The organism is Amycolatopsis sp. FU40, from assembly GCF_021903635.1.
Taxonomy (GTDB): domain Bacteria; phylum Actinomycetota; class Actinomycetes; order Mycobacteriales; family Pseudonocardiaceae; genus Amycolatopsis; species Amycolatopsis dendrobii.
The window spans coordinates 470912-491776 of sequence record NZ_CP091381.1 but is presented as its reverse complement, the minus strand read 5'-3'; the positions used below and the strand labels follow the sequence as shown (position 1 = coordinate 491776).

General features: G+C 70.2%; 23 protein-coding genes. 12 read left to right on the top strand and 11 right to left on the bottom strand.

Features of this window, described 5'->3' with window-relative positions; translation table 11 throughout:
- Nucleotides 1–20: 20 nt before the first annotated feature.
- The 3 genes from L3Q65_RS03550 to L3Q65_RS03540 all read right to left on the bottom strand — a co-directional run bounded on the left by L3Q65_RS03550 (nt 21) and on the right by L3Q65_RS03540 (nt 3081).
- Entirely contained in the window at nt 21–1499 is a 1479-nt protein-coding gene (locus tag L3Q65_RS03550) for a hypothetical protein (protein ID WP_237598779.1), read from the bottom strand.
- Nucleotides 1500–1561: 62 nt separating this feature from the next.
- Nucleotides 1562–1912, bottom strand: a complete 351-nt coding sequence (locus tag L3Q65_RS03545; protein ID WP_182890486.1) for a hypothetical protein — start codon at nt 1910–1912, stop codon at nt 1562–1564.
- Nucleotides 1913–1947: 35 nt separating this feature from the next.
- Nucleotides 1948–3081: a serine hydrolase domain-containing protein gene (locus L3Q65_RS03540; RefSeq protein ID WP_182890487.1), complete on the bottom strand. Its 1134-nt coding sequence runs from the start codon at nt 3079–3081 to the stop codon at nt 1948–1950.
- Between the two features lie 77 nt (nt 3082–3158).
- Here L3Q65_RS03540 and L3Q65_RS03535 point away from each other — a divergent pair, with 77 nt between their 5' ends.
- Nucleotides 3159–3740, top strand: coding sequence for a phosphatase PAP2 family protein (locus L3Q65_RS03535; RefSeq protein WP_237598778.1), 582 nt, complete (start codon nt 3159–3161; stop codon nt 3738–3740).
- Here the strand turns inward: L3Q65_RS03535 and zapE are convergent.
- Nucleotides 3682–4725 (bottom strand): cell division protein ZapE, encoded by a 1044-nt coding sequence (gene zapE, locus L3Q65_RS03530; RefSeq protein WP_182890488.1) that lies wholly within the window; start codon nt 4723–4725, stop codon nt 3682–3684. The two genes, L3Q65_RS03535 and zapE, sit on opposite strands and share 59 nt — an antisense overlap.
- A 670-nt stretch (nt 4726–5395) precedes the next feature.
- Between zapE and L3Q65_RS03525 the strand changes: the two genes are divergently transcribed.
- The 7 genes from L3Q65_RS03525 (at nt 5396) to L3Q65_RS03495 (ending at nt 10544) form a co-directional block, all read left to right on the top strand.
- Complete coding sequence (locus tag L3Q65_RS03525; protein WP_237598777.1) at nt 5396–5851, top strand: Asp23/Gls24 family envelope stress response protein; 456 nt, start codon at nt 5396–5398, stop codon at nt 5849–5851.
- Nucleotides 5852–6090: 239 nt separating this feature from the next.
- Nucleotides 6091–6267, top strand: coding sequence for a hypothetical protein (locus L3Q65_RS03520; protein WP_009075692.1), 177 nt, complete (start codon nt 6091–6093; stop codon nt 6265–6267).
- Entirely contained in the window at nt 6264–6650 is a 387-nt protein-coding gene (locus L3Q65_RS03515) for an Asp23/Gls24 family envelope stress response protein (RefSeq protein WP_237598776.1), read from the top strand. Before L3Q65_RS03520 ends, L3Q65_RS03515 begins: the two co-directional genes overlap by 4 nt.
- Entirely contained in the window at nt 6650–7183 is a 534-nt protein-coding gene (locus L3Q65_RS03510; RefSeq protein ID WP_182890491.1) for a DUF6286 domain-containing protein, read from the top strand. The genes L3Q65_RS03515 and L3Q65_RS03510 overlap by 1 nt, the downstream gene beginning before the upstream one ends.
- A complete protein-coding gene (locus tag L3Q65_RS03505; protein ID WP_182890492.1) occupies nt 7183–7782 on the top strand; it encodes an alkaline shock response membrane anchor protein AmaP in 600 nt (199 codons plus the stop codon). The genes L3Q65_RS03510 and L3Q65_RS03505 overlap by 1 nt, the downstream gene beginning before the upstream one ends.
- 26 nt (nt 7783–7808) lie before the next feature.
- Complete coding sequence (locus tag L3Q65_RS03500) at nt 7809–8882, top strand: ATP-dependent DNA ligase (protein WP_182890493.1); 1074 nt, start codon at nt 7809–7811, stop codon at nt 8880–8882.
- 93 nt (nt 8883–8975) lie between these two features.
- Nucleotides 8976–10544: an alpha/beta fold hydrolase gene (locus L3Q65_RS03495; protein ID WP_237598775.1), complete on the top strand. Its 1569-nt coding sequence runs from the start codon at nt 8976–8978 to the stop codon at nt 10542–10544.
- Between the two features lie 353 nt (nt 10545–10897).
- On the opposite strand, the gene L3Q65_RS03490 is transcribed toward L3Q65_RS03495, so the two are convergent.
- Both L3Q65_RS03490 and L3Q65_RS03485 read right to left on the bottom strand, forming a co-directional pair.
- A complete protein-coding gene (locus L3Q65_RS03490) occupies nt 10898–11485 on the bottom strand; it encodes a TetR/AcrR family transcriptional regulator (RefSeq protein ID WP_182890495.1) in 588 nt (195 codons plus the stop codon).
- Between the two features lie 74 nt (nt 11486–11559).
- A complete protein-coding gene (locus L3Q65_RS03485; protein WP_182890496.1) occupies nt 11560–11799 on the bottom strand; it encodes a DUF2630 family protein in 240 nt (79 codons plus the stop codon).
- A gap of 87 nt (nt 11800–11886) precedes the next feature.
- Between L3Q65_RS03485 and trxA the strand changes: the two genes are divergently transcribed.
- A complete protein-coding gene (gene trxA, locus L3Q65_RS03480) occupies nt 11887–12258 on the top strand; it encodes a thioredoxin (RefSeq protein ID WP_134666387.1) in 372 nt (123 codons plus the stop codon).
- Nucleotides 12259–12333: 75 nt separating this feature from the next.
- On the opposite strand, the gene L3Q65_RS03475 is transcribed toward trxA, so the two are convergent.
- Together L3Q65_RS03475 and pruA are read right to left on the bottom strand one after the other, a co-directional pair.
- Nucleotides 12334–13263 carry a proline dehydrogenase family protein gene (locus L3Q65_RS03475; protein ID WP_182890497.1) on the bottom strand — a complete coding sequence of 310 codons (930 nt, stop codon included), beginning with the start codon at nt 13261–13263 and terminating at the stop codon, nt 12334–12336.
- A 15-nt stretch (nt 13264–13278) separates the two neighbouring features.
- Nucleotides 13279–14907 (bottom strand): L-glutamate gamma-semialdehyde dehydrogenase, encoded by a 1629-nt coding sequence (pruA, locus tag L3Q65_RS03470; protein WP_237598774.1) that lies wholly within the window; start codon nt 14905–14907, stop codon nt 13279–13281.
- Between the two features lie 117 nt (nt 14908–15024).
- Here pruA and L3Q65_RS03465 point away from each other — a divergent pair, with 117 nt between their 5' ends.
- Together L3Q65_RS03465 and L3Q65_RS03460 are read left to right on the top strand one after the other, a co-directional pair.
- The gene (locus L3Q65_RS03465; protein WP_182890499.1) at nt 15025–16617 is read left to right on the top strand and encodes a CdaR family transcriptional regulator; all 1593 of its coding nucleotides are present in this window, start codon (nt 15025–15027) and stop codon (nt 16615–16617) included.
- Between the two features lie 40 nt (nt 16618–16657).
- On the top strand, nt 16658–17314 hold the full coding sequence (locus tag L3Q65_RS03460; RefSeq protein ID WP_237598773.1) for a maleylpyruvate isomerase N-terminal domain-containing protein: 657 nt from the start codon (nt 16658–16660) through the stop codon (nt 17312–17314).
- On the opposite strand, the gene L3Q65_RS03455 is transcribed toward L3Q65_RS03460, so the two are convergent.
- The 3 genes from L3Q65_RS03455 to L3Q65_RS03445 form a co-directional block, all read right to left on the bottom strand.
- On the bottom strand, nt 17311–18306 hold the full coding sequence (locus L3Q65_RS03455) for an LLM class flavin-dependent oxidoreductase (RefSeq protein WP_182890501.1): 996 nt from the start codon (nt 18304–18306) through the stop codon (nt 17311–17313). The genes L3Q65_RS03460 and L3Q65_RS03455 overlap by 4 nt on opposite strands.
- A gap of 114 nt (nt 18307–18420) precedes the next feature.
- Nucleotides 18421–18813 carry a DUF6221 family protein gene (locus L3Q65_RS03450; protein ID WP_037713305.1) on the bottom strand — a complete coding sequence of 131 codons (393 nt, stop codon included), beginning with the start codon at nt 18811–18813 and terminating at the stop codon, nt 18421–18423.
- 192 nt (nt 18814–19005) lie between these two features.
- Entirely contained in the window at nt 19006–20028 is a 1023-nt protein-coding gene (locus L3Q65_RS03445) for a DNA polymerase domain-containing protein (protein ID WP_182890502.1), read from the bottom strand.
- Between the two features lie 37 nt (nt 20029–20065).
- On the opposite strand from L3Q65_RS03445, the gene L3Q65_RS03440 reads away from it, so the two are divergent.
- Nucleotides 20066–20740 (top strand): TVP38/TMEM64 family protein, encoded by a 675-nt coding sequence (locus L3Q65_RS03440; RefSeq protein ID WP_237598772.1) that lies wholly within the window; start codon nt 20066–20068, stop codon nt 20738–20740.
- Nucleotides 20741–20865 lie beyond the last annotated feature (125 nt).

Below are 20865 nucleotides of genomic sequence, written 5' to 3'. Positions count from 1 at the left end.
CGCCGTTTTCCGGGCGGCGGTCACCGGGTGGGCATCACCGCGACCGTCGACCCGTCCGGCGAAGCGGTCACCTCGATGCCGCGGCCGTACTCATCCTGGACGGACGTAGTCAGGCTCCACGTTCCGTCGTTCTGCCGGAGCGCCACCGAAACCTTGTCGCGCGGGAAGCCGGGCATGCGCTCGTTCACCTTCGCGAGAATCGCGGGCAGCGCTTTCGGCGACAGTTCCGACAACGCGAACAGCGGCGCGCCCGGATCCGGCTGGATCGGCGAAGGCCGGTGTTCGACCAGACGTCCGCGATACCAGTCGTAGTCGTCCGAAGTGCCCGGACCTGGGCCAGGCACCTGGAATTCGACGTGGTCGGCCCGGATGATCGCCTCGTACGCTTCCGGACGGCCGCTCAGCTTGGTCAGCGACTCGGCGACCTGCCGGAAACCGTTCTCCGTGAACGCATCCGCAGTCAGCGCCGGTACGCCCTGCGCGTCCGCGACCAGCTGCCGGTTGCCGTCGTTGGCCGACCGGACGGTCATCGTGATTCCGACGTCCTCGCGCCGGACGCTCACGCGAGCGTCCGCCGGGTCTCCGCCGAAACTCGCGACAAGGCCGGGTATCGCGGCGAAATTGACTTCGTTCGCGGCGAATTGCTTGTCCGGCTTGCCAGCGCCGGACGAGTCGCGTTTGACCGTGCCGCCGCGATAGCTGAGGTACGCGCCGGGAATCGTGGCGCGCAACTGGTCCGGCTCCACCGTCAGGTCTTCGAAACGCTCGCTCTCGGCGGACAATTTCGCTATGCCGGCACGCAGATCCTCCGCGCTGAACAGGTCCGGCGGAGAGATCAGCTGACCGAGGACGTCGTCGCGGATCGGCACCAGCAGAGCCACCGCGACGACGACCGTGCTCACCACCGTCATCGCCAGCCGTCCGACCGCATTCCCTAGCCGCGCTTCAGGTTCCGGTGTGCGCTCCTCGCCGATGATCCCGGCCTGCCACGGCCGCTGAGTCCATTCCCGCGGCGGATCAGCGTCCACCGCGACCACGCCGGGATACCGCGGACTGTGCCTGACGACAACGACCGTCCCCGGCTGATACGCCGCGGACCGCACCGGATGAATCAACTCCCGGGCCGTCGCCCGGTACGCAGTCTCGTCCGGCGGCGCGACGACCAGCTTCAACTCGGTCACGTACGCGTCGTTGACCTGCGCTCCGGTGGTCTTCAAGCGTTCGATCTTGGCGAGCGCGCGGTCGCCGTGCTGCTGGACGAACCGCATGCTCTGCGGAGACGCGTTCCCGCGCATCGATCGCGCGACGCTGCCGAGCGTCAGCGCCATGATCGCTAGGCTGAAGCCGACCGATCCGGCCGCGATGTACCAGCCGTAATCGAGGACGAACCCGCCGACGACGCCCGCGATCGCGAGCCCGAGCGGCACCGCGTACACCAGCCGCAGGAACCGGATCAGCCGGAGCGCCGACGCCCGCCGCGGTTCTGGTGAATTGAGCACAATGGGTGTTTACTGCACTCCGCGTGAAGACACCAGAGGCGGTGCTCACACAGCGTGCCCGCTCAGGCCGAAGTCACCTCGACGCCGCTCAGCGCGTTGTTGGCCTGCTGCTGCCCGTCGCCGCCCGGCACGGTCGGGATGTCATCGGTGCTGAGGCCGGACAGGTACAGCCCGGCCTCGGCACCGGCTTCCGCGGACTGCCGTTTGCGGCGCGCCGTTTCGATCCTCGTCACCACGACCTGGCGCGCGCCGCCGGGCAGCTGCACCACAGCGTTCGCGCCGACCTGGACGGTGCCGTCGGTGACCGTGCCGGTGACCACGATTCCGCGCGTCGGGATCTGGTAGATCTCGGAAATCCGGAAACGGAACGGGCCGGACGGGGTTTCGGCCGGACGGCGCGAGAACAGCGACATGGGACAAGCATCGCATTGCGGCGGTCACCCGGCTCTCACCGGCTGGCCGCCGCGTGCACTGCCGCGGCCAGGCGGTCGTGCTCCGGATAGGACCAGGTCGCGGAGAACTGCCGCCGCGTGTACCCGAACGCGACGCCGCTACGCGGGTCCACGAAGGACTCCGACCCGGCGGATCCGTTGTGCCCGAACGCATTCGCGCCGAGGAACGGATACCGCAGCCCTTTCGCCTGGAACCCGAGCGCGTACTGGCCCGCTTCCCCGGTCACCAGATCACGGCCGGTGGAGTGGAGCATCGCGAACTCGCCGAGCGTGCCAGGTTCGAGCAGCCGACGCCGTCCGTCCAAACCGGACACCGCAGCCGCGTACAGCCCAGCCAGCCCCCGCGCGCTCCCTACGCCACCAGCGGAAACCTGCCCGAGCGCCCGCACCCGCCGGGTGTTCACGAACGCCACCTGATCGAGCGGCGGCGTCGAATCGAGCCCGTAGCCGATGCCGCCCAGGCTGTACGGACTCGGAACGTGCGCCTGGAACGCCGCGAGCTCCTCCGCGCCCGCCTCCCCCGCCAGCACCTCGCGGTACCGGTGCTCCTCCTGCTCGGGCAGCCCGAGATACAGGTCCAGGCCGTACGGTTTCCTGATCCGCGTCTCGAAGTGCTCCCGCACCGACCGCCCGGTGCCCCGCCGGACCACCTCCGCGACGACCGAGAACCCGGCGAATCCGCTGTAGCCGTAAGCAGATCCCGGTCGCCAGAACGGCCGCTGCCCGGCCAGCCGCTGCGCGATCACCCGATCGTCCGCGAGTTCCTCGGCGGACAGCCCGCCGTCCGCCCCGAGCACGCCGGAACGATGAGTCAGCACGTCGCGCACCGTGATTCCGCCCTTGCCCGCAGCGGCGAACTCGGGCCAGTGGCGCGCGACCGGCTCGTCCAGGTCCAGCGCGCCGTCCTGCACGAGCAACGCCACCACCAGCGCGGTCGCCCCCTTGGTCGAGGAATACACGCCAGTCAACGTCTCGCCCGTGACGTCGCCCGCCCAGAGATCAACCACCAGCCGCCCCTGCACGCGGACCGCCAACTGCACGCCAGCACTCGCCTCAGCCGCTGTCGCGAACTCGTCGCGGACCGCCTCGAAACCGTCCGCGACAGTCCCGTGGATCTCAGTGTCCCCCATTGGTTCTTGTCCCTCCGTTCGTCAGTGTCGAAAGGAGGACCCGCGCGCCGCCGTGAATGTGACTAGGCTTCGTTCCCGTGACCGCCAGGCGAACCCTCGCCCTATTCGCCGCGCTCTGCGCGCTCGCCACAGTCGCGTTGGGACTGCTAGTCGCGCCCTACGCACCCGGCACAGTGGACCAATGGGCCGAGAGGTCTGCCTCGAAGCTGAACTCGAGCCTGCTCGGCACACTCGTGCTGCCCACCGAGCCGTACGTACTCATCCCGGCCGTCGTCGTCATCGCCGGAATCTGCCTCTACCGCCGCAACCGCCTCGACGCACTACTCGCCGTGGCAGGTCCCTTCGTCGCCATCGCGCTGAACAGCTGGGCGCTGAAACCAGCCTTCGACCGCTGGAAAGGCGGCACGCTCGTCTACCCGAGCGGCCACACCGTCAGCCTGGTAGCCGTGCTCACCGCCGTAGTACTGCTGGTCAGATTCAAGGCAGCCGCCGTTGCGGCAGGCACAGTGCTCGTCTGCTGCGCGGCCGTAGGCATGATCGGCCTCGGCTACCACTACCTGACCGACATCGCCGGCGGCGTCTGCTTCGCCCCCGCCGTGGTCACCGCGATGCGGGCGGCGCTGTCACCGCGTCGCGCGCGAGAGCCGTCAACCGGCTGATCGCCCGCAGGTACTTCTTGCGGTAACCGCCGTTCAGCATCTCCTCGCCGAACAGTTCGGGCAGCGGCACGCCGGACACGACCACCGGAATGGCCCGGTCGTACAGCCGGTCCGCCAACGCGACCAGCCGAAGCCCGACCATCTGGTCCGGCACTGGCGTCACGTGCTTGAGGTGGACCCGCCGGATCCCGTCGAGCAGCTTCCCGTACCGCGAGGGATGCAGCCGCTCGAGATGCGCCATCAACGCGCTGAATTCGTCCACAGTGGACCCTTCATGCGCGGCCGCCGAGGCGTCGATCTCGTCGTCGCCGACCGGCGGCGGCGCATCCGGCAGCCCGCGGTGCCGGTAGTCCGGCCCGTCGACGCGCACGACGCCGAACCGCCGCGACAACGCCTGGATCTCGCGCAGGAAGTCCTCCGCCGCGAACCGCCCCTCGCCGAGCTTGTCCGGCAGGGTGTTGGAGGTCGCCGCGACGTAGACGCCCGCGTCGGTGAGTTCCTGCAGCAACCGGCTGACCAACGTGGTGTCGCCGGGATCGTCGAGCTCGAACTCGTCGATCGCCAGCAGCCGGTGTTGCGAAAGCCGCGCGACCGCGTTGGCGAACCCCAGCGCGCCGACGAGGTGGGTCAGCTCGACGAACGTGCCGTACGCCTTGGGCCCCGGAGTCTCGTGCCAAGTCGACGCGAGCAGGTGGGTTTTGCCGACCCCGAACCCGCCGTCGAGGTAAAGCCCCATCGGCCCGTCCGGAATCGCCGCCCCGCCGCCGAAGAGCGACCGCAAGCGGGACTTCTTGGCCTTAGCCGCCCCGATCCGCGAAGCGAACGCCGAACACGCCTCGACCGCGGCCGCCTGGCTGGGCTCGTCCGGATTGGGCAGGTAAGTGGAAAACCGAGCCTCGCCGAACCGCGGCGGCGGCACGAGGGACGCGATCAGCTCGTCGGCCCCAAGCTCGGGAAACCGGTCGGTCAGCGCAGCTGCGGGCATGGTCGGAGAGCCTATCCGGACGGTGCCGGCCCCTTCGGCGCGCCTCAGCCGGGCCGCGAACGGCAAATCCCCCGGTCGGAGCCGCTTTCGACTGCGGACGGGGAGGGTGCGGCGGGATGCGTGTGGTAACTGTCACCGGGCTGCCGCGCTGGTCAGGCGCCCCGCTGCGCTGGCTCGGTCGGGCGCTGCGGCGCTGGGCCGAGCCGCGTGGCCAGAACCGGCGCAGTGGCTCGGCACCACGGAACAGGGGCCGAAATGCTCGGCCAGACCGCTGCGAACAGCGAGGTCGCCCTGCACCGCGTCGCTGGGTCGAGGCGTGTCACCGACCCAGCGCGAGCAGGGGCCGAGCCCCGCGCCGCTGTCCTGGTTCGAGCTGCGTGGCTGGCTTGGCGCGAGCGGCGGATCGCGGCGGCGGAGTCGATCACCGGCGTGCAGGCAGCGGCACGGCCGCCGAGGCAGCCATCGCACGGAGCTCGGGTCCGTCGGCCGCCGGTCAAGTCCGGCATGGCTCGGCACGGGCTTTTCACGTGCTGCCGACTCACCCATTCGAGGGATGCCGCGTGAGTTTTCGCCCGGTCGGGAGGTCCTTCCGGCGGGCACGTCTCCGGCGCCGCGGGCCGCTCGCGGCGACACTGGACGCGCCATGTCCACATACAGGGAGCGAGGAACCATGCCGAGCACGAACCGGCCCGATGTGCCTACCGCTGTTCCGTCTTCCGCGCTGGCGGCGGTCGACCAGACGGACACCGCGGGACGCACCACGATCTCGTCGCTGGTCGTGCAGAAGATCGCGGCGCTGTCGACGCGCGAGGTCGCCGGGGTGCACGCGCTCGGCGGCGGGGTGTCGCGGGCGATCGGGGCCATCCGGGACCGGATCCCGGGTTCGGGCGCGACCTCCACCGCGGGCGTCTCGGTCGAGGTCGGCGAGAAGCAGGCCGCGATCGACCTCGACGTCGTCGTCGAGTACGGCGCGCGTATCGCGGAAGTCGCCCGCGACGTGCGGCGCAACGTCATCACCTCCGTCGAGCAGATCACCGGGCTCGAGGTGATCGAGGTCAACATCGCGGTCAACGACGTCCACCTGCCCGGCGAGGAGGACGAGCCCGAGTCGAGCCGGGTCGAATGACCTGGTGACCGGCCGGTGTCTCGGCCACGGCAGCTCAAGCGCGGCGCTTCGACCGCGCCGGGGCGCCGCCGTCAGCCGGGCCGGGCCGGTTCGGGCCCAGTGACGGCGTTCCGCTCCGGCGAACCCGGAGCACCGAGCGAGCCGCAGCCGCGAAGACGCTCGCCAAACCGAACACCGCAGCACCTCAGACCAGCCATCACCGCAACCGCCGCAGCACGCACATCCCAGGAGGGCGCACGTTGAACGCTACGCAGACCGGGATCCTCGCCGGGCTGATTCTCGGCCTGGCCGCCACGCAAGGGTTCACCGCTTTCCTGGTGACCTTTGCGGTCGGCATCATCGGGCTCGTGGTCGGCCGGGTCCTCGACGGCGAACTCGACCTCGGCGACCTGTTCGGGAAGGGCCGAGACAAGTGACCGGGGCGGTCGAGGCAGGGCCGTCCCGCAGCGACCTTCCGGAGGCCGCCGAGCGCGGTTCGCTGACCATCGCGCACGCCGTGGTGCGCAAGGTCGCGCAGCACGCCGCCGACCAGGTGCCGGGAACGATGCGCACCGAGCGCCGCGTCGCGGGGGTCAGCACCGGGATAACCGGCACGTCCGCGAAAGTTGGCGGCTCGGACAACGACGTCGAGCTGTCGCTCGATCTCGCGTTGCGTTATCCGGCACCGGTGCGGGAAGTGACCGGGCAGGTGCGCGCGAAAGTCGTCGAAGAGGTCGAACGCATCACCTCCTATCACGTGCGTTCGGTCGCGGTGACGGTCACCGCGCTGCTGCCGGACGTGCCGCCGAGGGTGCGATGATGCGCATCCTCGTCCGTCTTCTGTCCACACTGCTCGGCCTGGCCGTCGCGGCCGGCGGCGCGTTGCTGGCACTCGAGGTCGGGTGGGCCTGGTGGCAGCCCGGCAAGGAACCGCTGCTCGTGCCGTGGCATCGGTGGAAAACCGCGATCGCCGAGCTGGACTGGACCAGCACGCCGGTGCGGATCACCGCGGGAATCGCCGTGCTCGCCGGGCTTGTGCTCCTGTTGCTGGCACTCGGTGCGGGCGACCGCGCGGTACGGATGACCGATCCCGCCGACGGCATCACGGTGAACACCTCGCCGCGCGCGCTCGCGCGGCTGGTCGGGCTGGCGGTGCGCGCGGAGGACAACGTGCGCGGCGCGTCCGTGACGGCCAGTTCCCGTCGGGTCCGCGTGCGCGCGACAAGCCGGCTGGAAAACGAGGAACAATTGCGGCCGCGGCTGCTGGAAACTGTCGCGGGGGTGCTGGACGACCTCCCGCTGCAGCGTCGTCCGAAGGTGTCCGTGGTCGTCGACTCCCCGAAGGACCGGTGATGAGCGCTTCCGCGGCGCGTCGCGCGCAAGGCCGTTCGTACGGTGCCGAGCGCACGCTGACCTCCTTGGTCGGCGTGCTCGGGGTGCTGGCTGGTGCCGGTGCGCTGGTGGTCGGCATGGGGTGGCTCGGGCAGTTCCGCGGGCACCGGCCGGTGCTCGACCCGATCGCGGTCGGCTGGCTCGGCGACCACGCGCTGTACGCGCGGATCGGTGCGGTGGTGCTCGGGGTGCTGCTGCTCGTGTTCGGACTGTGGTGGTTTTTCCGTTCGCTGCGCCCGGAACGCCGTCCGGACCTGAAGCTCGACGAGACGATCGGCGCGGAGCTGACCGTCACGGCCGGAGCACTGGCCGGAGCCGTGCAAACGGACGCGGAGAGCGTCGACGGGGTTACCCGGGCTCGCGTCCGGTCGGTGGGCACCGTGGCCGATCCGGCGTTGCGGATCACGCTCTGGCTGGCCGAGGGCACGGAAGTCCGGCGGGTGTGGGAAGACCTCGACGCGTACGTGCTGACCCGGGCCAGGGAGTCGCTCGGCGTCGAGACCCTGCCGACCGCGGTGCGGCTCGAACTCGACACGACCGGCCCGGCACGCGTGCGCTGATCCCGCGTTTCGCCCAGAATGCCCGCATGGCCCTCCCTGTGCAGGCACCGATCAAGCCCATGCTGGCGAAGCCGGCGAAAGCCATTCCCGATTCCGGCGGGCTGCTGTTCGAGCCGAAGTGGGACGGGTTCCGCTGCCTGGTTTTCCGGGACGGCGACGAGATCACCCTGCAGTCGCGCGCGGAGAAGCCGCTGAACCGGTATTTCCCGGAAGTCCTCGCCGCGCTGCGGGAATCCTTGCCGGAGCGCGTCGTGCTCGACGGCGAGCTGGTGGTGGCTCGCGACGGCAAGCTCGATTTCGACGCGCTGACCGAGCGCATCCACCCGGCGGACAGCCGCGTCCGACTGCTCGCCGAGCAGTCGCCCGCGCAGTTCGTGGCTTTCGACGTGCTCGCGCTGGGCGACGAGTCGTTCGCGGACGAGCCGACGTCGGCGCGCCGCGAACGGCTCGAATCCCTGCCGGGCATCGCGCTGACGCCGGCGACGACCGATCCGGAGACCGCGCGGCACTGGTTCGAGCTGTTCGAAGGAGCCGGACTGGACGGCGTGATCGGCAAGCCGCTGGACGAGCCGTATTCGCCGGGCAAGCGGGTTTTGTTCAAGTACAAGCATTCCCGCACCGCGGACTGCGTGCTGGCGGGCCTGCGCTGGCACGTGGACGGCGAACCGGGCGAGGCCGTCGGCTCGTTCCTGCTCGGCCTGTACGACGAGAACGGGCTGCTGCACCACGTCGGCGTGGTCGGTTCGTTCCCGGTCGCACGCCGCCGCGAGCTGGCGCAGGAGCTGGCCCCGTTGATCACGGACGGCGAAGGGCATCCGTGGCTGGGCGACGCGGTCCGCGAGGGCCAGCGGATCCCGGGCGGCATCACGCGTTGGCGGTCGAAGGAACAGCCGTGGGTGCCGCTGCGGCTGGAGCGCGTGGTGGAGGTCTCGTACGAGCACACGGAGGGCGGCTATCCGTCGCGCTTCCGCCACACCGCCCAGTTCGCGCGCTGGCGGCCGGACCGGGAGCCCTCGTCGTGCGGCTACTCGCAACTGGACGAGCCGGCCCGGTACGACCTGTCGGCGGTGTTCCGGGGCGAAGTCGTGCGCACCCGCTGACCGGACACGCCGCAGGACCCGCTCACTGGCTTCCCACACCAGGCGTGCCAAGCTCGTCCGAGAGTTCCGCCGAGCAGACGTGAGGACCAGCCCGTGCACCGCCGTTCCCCCAGCCGTTTCCGTACGCGCGCCCGGCTGGTGGCGGCGACGCTGGGAGTGCTCCTGCTGGCCGGCTGCACCAGCGGACCCTCCGTACGCCCGGCGGTGATCGACAACGACGGGCGCGCCACGACCGCACCGCCCCCGAGCACCGCCGCGGTGCCGTTGCCGCCGCTGGCCGAGCCCAAGAAGTCCGCCCTGCGCTGGGCCAACTGCGACGCGGACACCCGGCAGCGGATGGCCGCTCCGGCGCTGCCCGACTCGCTGCACGTCAGCTGTGCGCGCGTGACGTCGCCGCTCGACGCGCCCGAGGACTCGCAGCATCTGCTCGCCCGCATCCTCGTGCTCAAGGCAGGCGACGGACCGATCCCCCTCGTGGTGGTCAACGACGTCGGCGGCGAGCCGGGCTCGCTGTACGCCGCGCGCTTGGCGACCCGGCTTCCGCCGGAGTTCCTCAAGAAGTTCTCGCTGATCGGCGTGGACCGGCGCGGCACCGGGCTGTCCGGCGGCGTGCAGTGCGTGCCGCTGGAAGTGCGTTCGGACCTGCTGGGCGCGGACCCGGCGGAGGGCGGTCTCGGCGAGGTGCTCGACGCGGCTCGCCGGGCCGGTCAGCAGTGCGCGCTCGATCTCGACACCGCGCAGACCGCGCTGGACAGCTGGCGCACCGCCGGCGACCTCGACCAGCTGCGCAAGCAACTCGGCCTTGACCGGCTCAATGCGCTGGGCCGCGGTGACGGCTCGAAGGTGCTTTCGGAGTACGCGGTGCGCTACCCGGCGCAGGTCGGCCGCATGGTGCTGGACGGCATTCCGGACCCGGGCGCCGACCGTGCGGCAGTGCTCGACGCGGTGGCCGCTGGCGCACAGGCGACGTTCGACGCCTTCTCTGCCGACTGCGCCGCTCGCAACTGTCCGATGGGCGACGCGAAGGTCGCGCTGAAGACGGTGACCGACCGGCTCCGTACGTCCCCTGTGGACACTGACGACGGCGTGACGATGAGCCCTGGCGTAGCGACCTACGCGGTGTACCAAGGGCTCGCCGACCGCTCGAACTGGCCCGCTCTCGCCGACGCGCTGAACGCCGCGAAGAACGGCGACGTCACCGCGCTGGCCGCATTCGCGAATCCGATCGTCGCGGACGTCCGCGGCCGCACGTCGCGCATCGGCGGCACCATCGCGACCCGGTGCAACGACTCGACCACCCGGCTGCCCGCCGACCAACTGGACCGCGCCGCGGCCGGAATGCGCGCGAAGTACCCGCAGTTCGGCGCAGCAGTCGCCCAGGAGCTCGCCTGGTGCGGTGCTTGGCCCGTCCGCCGCGAGGCGCTGCCTCCCGGCGGTGCGCCCGGCGCCCCGCCCATTCTGGTGGCCGCGACCGCCACCGACCCGGTCACGCCGCAGCTCGGCACCACCCGGGCCGCGGACCAGATGCCCAGCGCCGTGACTGTCACGTGGCAGGGCGTCGCGCACGGCGCGGTCGGACAGTCCTCCTGCGTCACTGCCGCCGCGCAGTCCTTCCTGATCGACGGCAAGATCCCGGACAACGGCACCCTCTGCCCGGCCTAGGGATCGGCCAGGCAGGCGAGCACGGAGCCGCTCGCGCCGTGCGGTTCGCACAGCGCGTCTGTCAAAGGGCTCCATCTCGCCGAGACAGCGCCGCCAGCCACGCACCAGCCCGCTGATCCGGCCGAACAATCCCCGCTGAGGTCTGAGGTGGCGGAACCGGGGCTGCCCCGCCGAAGTCGTCTCGAACACCCACCCAGTATCTCGAACACCTGTTCGAGAGCGCATCACTCGGCCCAGCGGGATCCGCTCACCCACATGAGACCGGGAAGTTCACCAGGAGTGCCGAAAACCCCGCCAGCGCACCGAATCCCGCCACTCGCGGCCAGGAGCCGAGCAATGCGAGGCCGACCGTCCTAACGCGACACAGCAGGACTGGCAGCCGCCCAGGCCGCCTCGATCATCCGGAAAACCTCGTCCACGGCGGCCTCGGGATCAGCGGCCTCGCGAGCCACCGAATACGCGTCGACGACGAACCGCGCGATTGCCCGGCACGCCGTCGGAGTCCGCCCGAGACTGGGATCAGCCGCCATCGCCGCCGCGAGCGACTCCGCGTGCCGCAGCCGCATCGATTCCTCGTACTCCCGCAGCGCGGGCGACCCGTCGATCATCCGCCAGACCGGCGCGACGCTGTCCGCGGTGCAATGCCGCACCAGCGCCTGGATCTCGCCCCGCAACTCCGGGATCAACGATTCCGCCGACGCCCGCCGCTCGACCGCGCCGCGCAAGCTTTCCTCGAAGTTCGAATCCTGCTCGAAGACCAGGGCTTCCTTCGAGGCGAAATGCGAAAAGACCGTGGTCACGGCGACGTCGGCCTCGGCCGCGATGTCCCGGATGCCCACCTCGTCGTACCCGCGCTCGAGGAAAAGCCGGAGCGCGGTGTCGGCGATCTTCTGACGGGTCGCAGCCTTCTTGCGCTCGCGCCGCCCGGACGGCTCAGTCATCCGGGGATGCTATCAGCCACAAAGTCTGGCCGGTTACCAAAAGCTAACAGTTAGCTTTTGGGCGCGCCGAGGGACTACTGCCGGTATCCCTCGACCTCGCCCACCGACCGGACCGAAGCCTCGTCCGGATCGTCGTCGAACTCGACCCTTGCCCGGCGCTGCCGCAGCAGGTCCCAGCACTGGTCGAGCTCTTCTTCGGCCCGGCGCAACCGCTCCCGGTCGTCCGAGGACAGCCCGACCCCGATCGCCCGGTCGCGCAGTTCCTTCTCCTCCGCGATCAGCTCGTCGATCCGTCCCAAGATCCCGTCAGCCACATCAACCTCCAAGGAAGCATCGGACACTCACCAGGACGCTACCCCGCCGCGGGGAATTCCCCACCCGGTTCGTTCGTTGGACCGCCTATGAGCACAGTGGAACTGACCGCGGACAACTTCGACCAGACCGTAACCGACAACGAGTTCGTGCTGATCGACTTCTGGGCAAGCTGGTGCGGCCCGTGCCGCCAGTTCGCACCGGTGTTCGAGAAGGCGTCGGAAAAGCACAGCGACATCACCTTCACGAAGGTGGACACCGAGGCCGAACAGCAGCTCGCCGCGGCGTTCAACATCCGCTCGATCCCGACGCTCGCCGTGATCCGCGACAAGACCCTCATCTACGCCCAGCCCGGCGCCCTTCCGGAAGCCGCGCTGGAGGACCTCATCCGCCAGGCCCGCGAGGTCGACATGGACGAGGTGCGCAAGGCCGCCGCCGCGCAAGAAGCCGAGCAGGCCTGAACCGGCCACCACAGGCGCAATCCGGGGTAATGCGAAGGCCCGGCACCCACCAGGGTGCCGGGCCTTCGCAGCTGTTCAGGACCGGGTGACGAGCCCGCGCAGGAAGAACGCGAGGTTCGCCGGCCGCTCGGCCAGCCGTCGCATGAAGTAGCCGTACCATTCGTCGCCGCAGGGCACGTACACACGCATCGTCTCGCCTTCGCCGGCGAGCCGCTTCTGCTCCTCGGGCCGGATGCCGTACAGCATCTGGTACTCGTGGTCGCCGGACCTGCGGCCGGCGTCGGCGGCGAGCTTGCCCGCGATCGCGATCATCCGCGGGTCGTGCGAGGCCACCATCGGGTAGCCCTTGCCCGCCATCAGCACGCGCAGGCAGCGCACGTACGACTTGTCCACCTCGGACTTGTCCTGGAACGCCACCGATTCCGGCTCGGCGTAAGCGCCCTTGCACAGCCGCACGCGCGACCCGGGACCGGACAGCTCGCGGCAGTCCTGCTCGGTGCGGTGCAGGTATGCCTGCAGCACCGCGCCCACCCACGGGTACTCGGCGCGCAGCTCGCGGAGGATGCCGAGCGTCGAGTCCGTGGTGGTGTGGTCCTCCATGTCGAGCGTCACCGTCGCGCCGACCGCGTCGGCCGCCGCGCAGATCTTCCGCGCGTTCTCGAGCGCGACGCCTTCGCCGTCGCCCGGCAGGAACTGCCCGACCGCGGACAGCTTCACCGAGACGTCCGCGCCCTTGGCGAGGCCCTGTTCGGACAGCGCCGTCAGCAACTCCTCGTACGCCTGCACGGTGGCGGTGGCCTGTGCGGCGTCGGTGGTGTCTTCGCCGAGGTGGTCGATGGTGATCTTCCGGCCGTCGGCGGCCAGTTCCCGTGCGGCGCGCACGGCGTCGGCGGTAGCCGAGCCGGACACGAACCGGCGCACTACGGACCGGGTGACCGGTACCGCTTCGACGAGCGCACGCATCCGCTGCGAACGAGCGGCGGCGAGCAACGGGGCACGCAGCATGGCGGTGTCTCCTTCTCAGCCCTGGTGCGGGTAGCGCACGGAGGTCGGCGGCACGAACGTCTCCTTGATCGAGCGGGGGCTCGTCCAGCGGAGCAGGTTGAAGACCGAACCGGCCTTGTCGTTCGTGCCGGAGGCGCGCGCCCCGCCGAACGGCTGCTGGCCGACGACAGCGCCGGTCGGCTTGTCGTTGACGTAGAAGTTGCCCGCAGCGAACCGCAGCGCCTGAGACGCCTTCGCGACAGCCGTGCGGTCGTTCGCGATCACGGCGCCGGTCAGGGCGTACGAAGCGGTCTCGTCGACCAGCTGCAGCACGGAGTCGAAGTCAGCGTCTTCGTACACGTAGACCGACAGGATCGGGCCGAAGTACTCGGTGCTGAAGATCTCGTGCTTCGGGTTCGTCGACACGAGAACGGTCGGCTGCACGAAGTAGCCGACGCTGTCGTCCGCAGTGCCGCCGACGAGGATTTCGACCTCGCTGTCGTTCTTAACGCGCTCGAAGAGCGAGGCGTGCTTGTCGAAGGCGCGACGGTCGATCACTGCGCCGCCGAAGTGCGACAGGTCAGTGACGTCGCCGTAGCTGAGCGCGGCGGTCTCGGACGCAAGTCCGTCCTTCATCTGCTCCCAGACGCTGCGCGGCACGTACGCACGCGAAGCGGCGGAGCACTTCTGGCCCTGGTACTCGAAGGCACCACGGACGAGCGCGGTGCGAAGCACGTCGATGTCGGCCGACGGGTGCGCGAGCACGAAGTCCTTGCCGCCGGTCTCGCCGACGAGGCGCGGGTAGCTGCGGTAGCCGGCGATGTTCGCGCCGACAGTGCCCCACAGGTGCTGGAACGTCGCAGTGGAGCCGGTGAAGTGGATGCCCGCCAGGTCGCGGTGCGTCAGCGCGACCTCCGAGACGGCCTTGCCGTCGCCCGGCAGCAGGTTGATCACGCCCGGCGGCATGCCGGCCTCTTCGAGCAGGCGCATGGTCAGGTGCGCGGCGAAGCTCTGCGTCGGCGACGGCTTCCACAGCACGGTGTTGCCCATCAGCGCGGGCGCGGTGGGCAGGTTGCCGGCGATGGCGGTGAAGTTGAAGGGTGTGATCGCGTACACGAAGCCCTCGAGCGGACGGTGCTCCATCCGGTTCCACACACCCGGCGAGCTGACCGGCTGCTGGTCGAGGATGCTGCGGCCGAAGGCGACGTTGAAGCGCCAGAAGTCGGCGAGCTCGCACGCGGAGTCGATCTCGGCCTGCGTCGCGGTCTTCGACTGACCGAGCATGGTGGCCGCGTTCAGCGTCGCGCGCCACGGGCCGCTCAGCAGGTCAGCGGCGCGCAGCAGGATCGCCGCACGGTCGTCGTAGGACAGCGCGCGCCACTCCGGAGCGGCCTTCGCGGCGGCCGCGATCGCGTCGGTCGCGTCCTGCTTCGTGGCGCTCTGGATGGTGCCGAGGACGTGGCCGTGGTTGTGCGGCTGGACAACGTCGATCTTCTCGCCGCCGCCGGCGCGCTGCTCGCCGCCGACGGTGACCGTCAGGTCGACGGGACCGGCCTGACCCAGTTTCTTCAGCGCACCCTCCAGCTCGGCGCGCTCGGCGCTGCCCGGCGCGTACGTCAGCACCGGCTCGTTCTTCGGGGCGGGGGTCTGGGTCACGGCGTCCACGGCGGCTCCCTCGTTGGCTTACTCGTCGGTTGCCCGAAAGATAACGCTGCGCAGCGTTCAGGGGTTTGTTCAAGCGGCTAGAATCGCCCATATGGTTTTGTCCGATCGGCCTACGCGATGACGGCCGCTGAACCGTTCGCGGGCGCCTCGCTGCGGCACGTGCTCGCGACGCTCGGCGAACCCCTCGTGCGGGTGCTCGTCGCGCCGCGCGGACTGGGCGTTCCGGTGCAGGACGTGGTGATCCTCGACCCCGAGGACCCGCCCGAAACGCACGCCGGCGACCTGGTCCTGGTGATCGGCGCGCGGGGTCGTTCGGCGGCGGCGGCGATCCGGGCGGCCGGACGCGCCGGAGCAGCTGCGGTGGCAGTGAAGGGCGAAGGCGGCGCGGACGTCGCGGCGGACGCTGGCGTCGCGCTGCTCACCGTCGGCGCGGAGGCGCGATGGGAGCAGGTCGAGGCGCTGGCGCGAGGGGTCGTCGACGCGGCCCGAGCGGGCGGCGAAGCGGAAACCGGCGAGGTGCTCGGCGACCTGTTCGCACTGGCCCAGACGGTCGCGACGCTCACCGGCGGCCTGGTCAGCATCGAGGACACCGCGAGCCGCGTCCTGGCGTATTCAAGGGCCGGCGACGAGGTCGACGAGCTGCGGCGATTGTCGATCCTGGGTCGCGAAGGGCCGGAACGATACCTCGCGATCCTCCGCGAATGGGGCGTCTACCAGCGATTGCGGGCGGGCGAAGGAATCGTGCGCGTGGACGAACGCCCGGAGCTGGGAATCCGCCGCCGCATCGCCGCCGGGATCCACGCCGGATCGCAACCGCTTGGCACGATCTGGGTGCAGGAAGGCGCGCAGCCGCTGACCGAGCAGGCCGAGGCGGCACTGCTCGGCGCGAGCAGAACCCTTGCCCCGCAACTGATCCGCGCACGCACCCTGCCCGATCCGCAACTTCGGCTGCGCGAGGACTTGCTGGCCGGATTGCTGGAAGGACGCGTCGACGCCGAGTCGGTCGCAGACGACATCGGCGCCGATCCCGCGCGTCCAGCACAGGTTTTGGCGTTCACGCTCTCGCGGCAGCAGTCGACCGCCGCTTCGGACCGGTTGCTGCGCAGGGCCGAATTGGTGCACCTGATCGCCGTGCACACCGCGGCCTACCGGCGAACCGCGCTCGTGAGCGTGCTCGGCGGCCGGGTTTACGCGTTGCTCCCGGATCTGCCGGAACACTCGGCTGCGCCAGTGCTGGCGTTGGCGAAGGAAATCGTTGGTGCGGCAAGGAAACACCTCGACGCACCGGTACGTGCCGCGCTCGGCGGAATTGTGCCGAGGCTGTCGGACGCAGCGTTGTCGCGTGGCGATGCCGACCGGGTGCTGATGGCGATGACGCGCGGTCATTGGCCGTCCGACGTCGCGTCGCTGGCGGACGTCCGGGCCGACGTGTTGTTGTCGGAAGTGTTGGCCTACCTGGAAGATCAGCCGCGGCTGCGCGATCCGCGGCTCGCGCAGCTGCGCGCCCACGACGCCGATCACGGCGACATCCTGATCCCCGCGGTGCTGGCGTACCTGAACGCTTTCGGCGACGTCCGCACGGCCGCGCGCTCCCTGAACATCCACCCGAACACCGTGCGCTATCGGGTGCGACGGGCGTCGGAGGTGTCCGGGATCGACCTGGCTGATCCAGCTCAGCGGCTGCTCACCGAACTGTTGCTGCGACTGTAAATCGGATGCCGCGGGGGTTCGTGATCGCTAAGGTGCCGTCGTGGACCTCTTCTTCCGCTCCTGGAACGCCCTGCAGAACGCCGTCAAATCGCTTGAAGGCGGGCAGTGGCTCGCCCCGTCGGGCTGCACCGGCTGGCTGGTGCAGGATCTGGTGTTCCATCTGGTCATCGACGCGCAGGACATCCTGATCACGCTCGCGACCCCTGCCGAAGGCGAGCCGACGCGCACCGCCGCCGAATACTGGGAACTCGGCACCGACCTGCCGACCGGCATGGAGGCAGAAGGGCTGTTCACCCGCCGCGCGGCGGTCAGCTACGGCTCCGCCGCCGGGCTGGCGCACCACTTCGACGACCTCGCCCAGGCGGCCGGGCGTGCCGCCGCGCTCGCAGACCCGGCATCGAAGATCGAAACCCGCGACTACGTGCTGACAGTCGCGGACTATTTCGAGACCTACGTCGTCGAGGCGACGTTGCACCACCTGGACCTCGTGATGCATCTGTCCGGAGTGGACGGTCCGGACGCAGATTGCCTGGCAGCGACCCGGCGAACCGTGGAAACCGCTCTGGGTTGGCCGCTTCCGTCGTCGCTGGACGACGAAAGCGCACTTCTGGTGGCGACCGGCCGCCGTGCCGCGACTGACGAGGAGAAGGCGGCGCTGGGTTCGCTGGCGGAGAAGCTGCCGATCGTCCTGGGCTAAACCGAAAGCCGTTCCGCCGCAGCCAACTCGGCAAGCGCGGCGAACGATTCGACGCGCGCGACCGGGTCGTAAGTGCTGGTGCTGACGAGCAGCTCGTCCGCTCCCGTCGAGGCGACCAGGTCCGCGAGACGTGCGCCGACCTCGTCCGGAGTGCCGCTGATCTGCCCGGCCAACGTGTCGTCGAGACGACGGCGTTCGCGATCGGTCATCGGCAGCGCCAAAATCTCGTCCGCGGGCGAAAGCGGCGGGAACACGCCGTGGCTGCGCGAGTACACAGTGGACCAAGCCTCGGGCACCAGCAGCCGTCTGGCCTCCTCCGCGGTGTCCGCCACCGCGACCGCTGTCGACACGACGACACAGGGATCGTCCACATCGGACCGGAAAGTGTCGCGGTACCGCGAAATCGCCTCGACCATCGCACGCTGACCATGCGCGGGAGCGATCACGAGCGGCAAGCCCAGCCGAGCGGCGAGATCCGCACCCGCACCGGTCGCGAGCAAGAACACCGGCACCGGCAGGCCTTCGGCCGGAATCGCGTGCACACCGTCGTGCTCGCCGCGGAAGAACGCGAGAAGCTCGCGAACCTGCTCGTCGAAGCCGTCGGCCGCGTCCTTGCCCTGCCCGAGCGCCCGCCGCACCGGCTCGATGAACCCGACCGAACGCCCGATCCCGAGATCGATCCGCCCGGGGAACAACGACTCCAGGATCCCGAACTGCTCAGCCACCACGAGCGGACGGTGATTGGGCAGCATCACGCCGCCGGACCCGACCCGGATGCGCGATGTCGCGGAGGCAACGGCTGACGCGAGAACCGCAGGCGACGACCCGGCGACCCCAGGCACGCCGTGGTGTTCGGAAACCCAGAACCGGTGGTAGCCGAGCGCTTCGATGTCACGCGCGAACGCGACAGTGTCCCGGATCGCCTGCGCGGTCCCCCGCCCTCGCCGCACGGGCGACCGGTCCAGCACGGAAATCGGAACGTCCACGCTCACGCCAACGCCGGCCGCGCAGTGCGAATTCCCCGCCCCAGCGACCGTCCGCGAGGGCCGCCCTCGCGGCTCCTGATTCCCTCACGGCACTGAAACCGCAGCCAGCGCACCCGACGATCAGGGCCTCCACCGCTCGCTGTAATCCGGATGATCCGCGTACGGCAACGCCAGCAACCGCAACGTCAAGCACCAATTCGATCCGGCCTCGTCCGCGGGCACATGACAGGTCTCACACCAATACTCGCTGCCGTACAGCGGGAACCCAGGCACCTTCTCCGACACTGTAGTCCGATGCGCGAGCATGATCCGCCGCGTCGCCTCGATCTCGTTGATCATCTGGTTGACCACGTCGAGTTCGAGGTCGCCGAGGGAGCGGACCCGCTCCTCGAGCCCGACCTTGGCCTCGCCGCGAGTGAGCGGCTCGCCGGCCTTGCCTTTCTGCACCGCCTGCATGATCAGCGCCTGCCGCTGTCCGACGCGCGCGGCCAGGAACGCGATCAGGTCGTCCACGACGTCTCCCTCCTCCGGTCCCGGCTCCCCTCCGGCCCCGGCAATAGTCGCACCTCGACCCCGGCGCGTTACCGCCCAGCGGCACGCCCCATCGTAATCGACCTCGGAAAAATCAGTGCGACCTGCGGAAACATTCGTGAAATTCGCCGCGATGTTGATCACCGAGAGTGAACACGCCCGGCGATCGGACGATCACGCCTGGTCGGATCGGGCCTTGCTCGGCTGCACCCGCTTCGGTTCGCCGGGCATTTTCGGATAGTCCGGCGGGTACGGCAGTTCCGCGCCGCCGAGGTCGCGGTCGTCGCGCTCGTACCACTCCAGCAGCGTCTCCAGGCCGAACGCCTTCTCGTCCATCGGCGCGTGCAGGTCGCCGTGCTCGGCGAGGAAGCCGGGGACGGTCAGGACGTCGAAGTCGTCCGGGTCGACGTCGGCGAGCAAGTCCCAGGTCAACGGGGTCGACACGGTCGCGCGCGGGGTGCCGCGCACCGACCACGAGGAGGCGACCGTCCGGTCCCGGGCCGCCTGGTTGTAGTCGAGGAAGACGCGGCCGCCGCGTTCCTCCTTCCACCAGGAGACCGTCGCCTTGTCCGGGATCCGCCGTTCGACCTCGCGGCCGAGCGCGATCACCGCGTGCCGCACCGCGATGAAGTCCCATTCCGGGCGGATCCGCACGAGGACGTGCACGCCGCGGCCGCCGGAGGTCTTCGGGTAGCCGGCGAGCCCGGCGTCGGCGAGCACCTCGCGGACGACGCCGGCGACCTCGACCGCGTCGGCGAATCCGGCGCGCTCCGGCGGGTCGACGTCGATCCGCAGTTCGTCCGGATGGTCCAGGTCCGGGCGGCGGACCGGCCACGGGTGGAAGTCGAAGGTGCCGAGGTTGGCCGCCCAGGCGAACACCGCGGGTTCGGTCGGGCAGACCTCGTCGGCGGTGCGGCCGGACGGGAAGGTGATCCGCGCGGTCTCGAGCCAGTCCGGCGCGCCCTTGGGCACGCGCTTGGCGTAGAACCATTCGCCGGTGACGCCGTCGACGTAGCGTTTCAGCGTGGTCGGCCGCTCGCCGATCGCGCGCAGCAACGGGTCGGCCACGGCGAGGTAGTACTCGACCACCTGCCGCTTGGTGATGCCGCGTTCGGGGAAATAGACCTTGTCCGGGCTCGACACCCGGACGGTGCGCTCCCCCACCTGGTACTCGACCGGATCGCCGTTTTTGGCCATGCGGCCACCGTAGCCGCGAGTGCCGTACCGTGGCGGGGTGTCCGGGAGAACCAAGCTGATCGCCGCCCTGGTCGTGCTAGCTCTTCTCGGCGCCGCCGCACTGTGGCTGCCGATCCCGGGACCGGCGCAGTTGCGTGCCTGGGCCGCGGCGACCGGATCGATGACTCCGCTGGTGCTCCTCGTGGCGTACTCGTTGCTCACCGTCGCGCCGATCCCGCGCACAGTGTTCAACCTGGCCGCCGGTTTGCTCGTCGGCAGCGTCGCGGGGGTGGTCATCGCCTTGGCGGCCACCACGATCGCCGCCGGACTGGCGTACGGGCTGGCCCGGCTGCTCGGCCGCGACTTGATCCTGCGGCACCTGCACCGCGCGCCGGTGCGGGCCGTCAACGACCGGCTCTCCGACGGTGGCGTGCTCGCCATCACCTCGCTGCGGTTGATCCCGGTCGTCCCGTTTTCGGCGATGAACTACCTGTGCGGCGTTTCGTCCGTGAAACTCGTTCCGTACCTTGCCGGAACGGCGCTCGGGAGCGTCCCCGGAACCGTCGCGGTGGTCGTTTTCGCGGACGCGCTGACCGGCGACACGCCGCCCGCTTTGCTGGCTTGCTACGCGGTCTTCGCGGCGCTCGGCGCGGCAGGATTGGTGCGGGTGCTGCGGAAGCGCGTCCCCGCCGCCGAGCCGGAGGCGCCCGTGCCGTCGGCACCGGCTGGCTGACGGCGGGCAGGTACTTCCGACCGCTACACTCGTTCGGGTGCGCGAGGGGTATCCGCGCTGCGCACGACCACGATCACGGGACTTTCGTCAGGAGCGGGCGTCATCGACACCGGGCAGCTGATCGC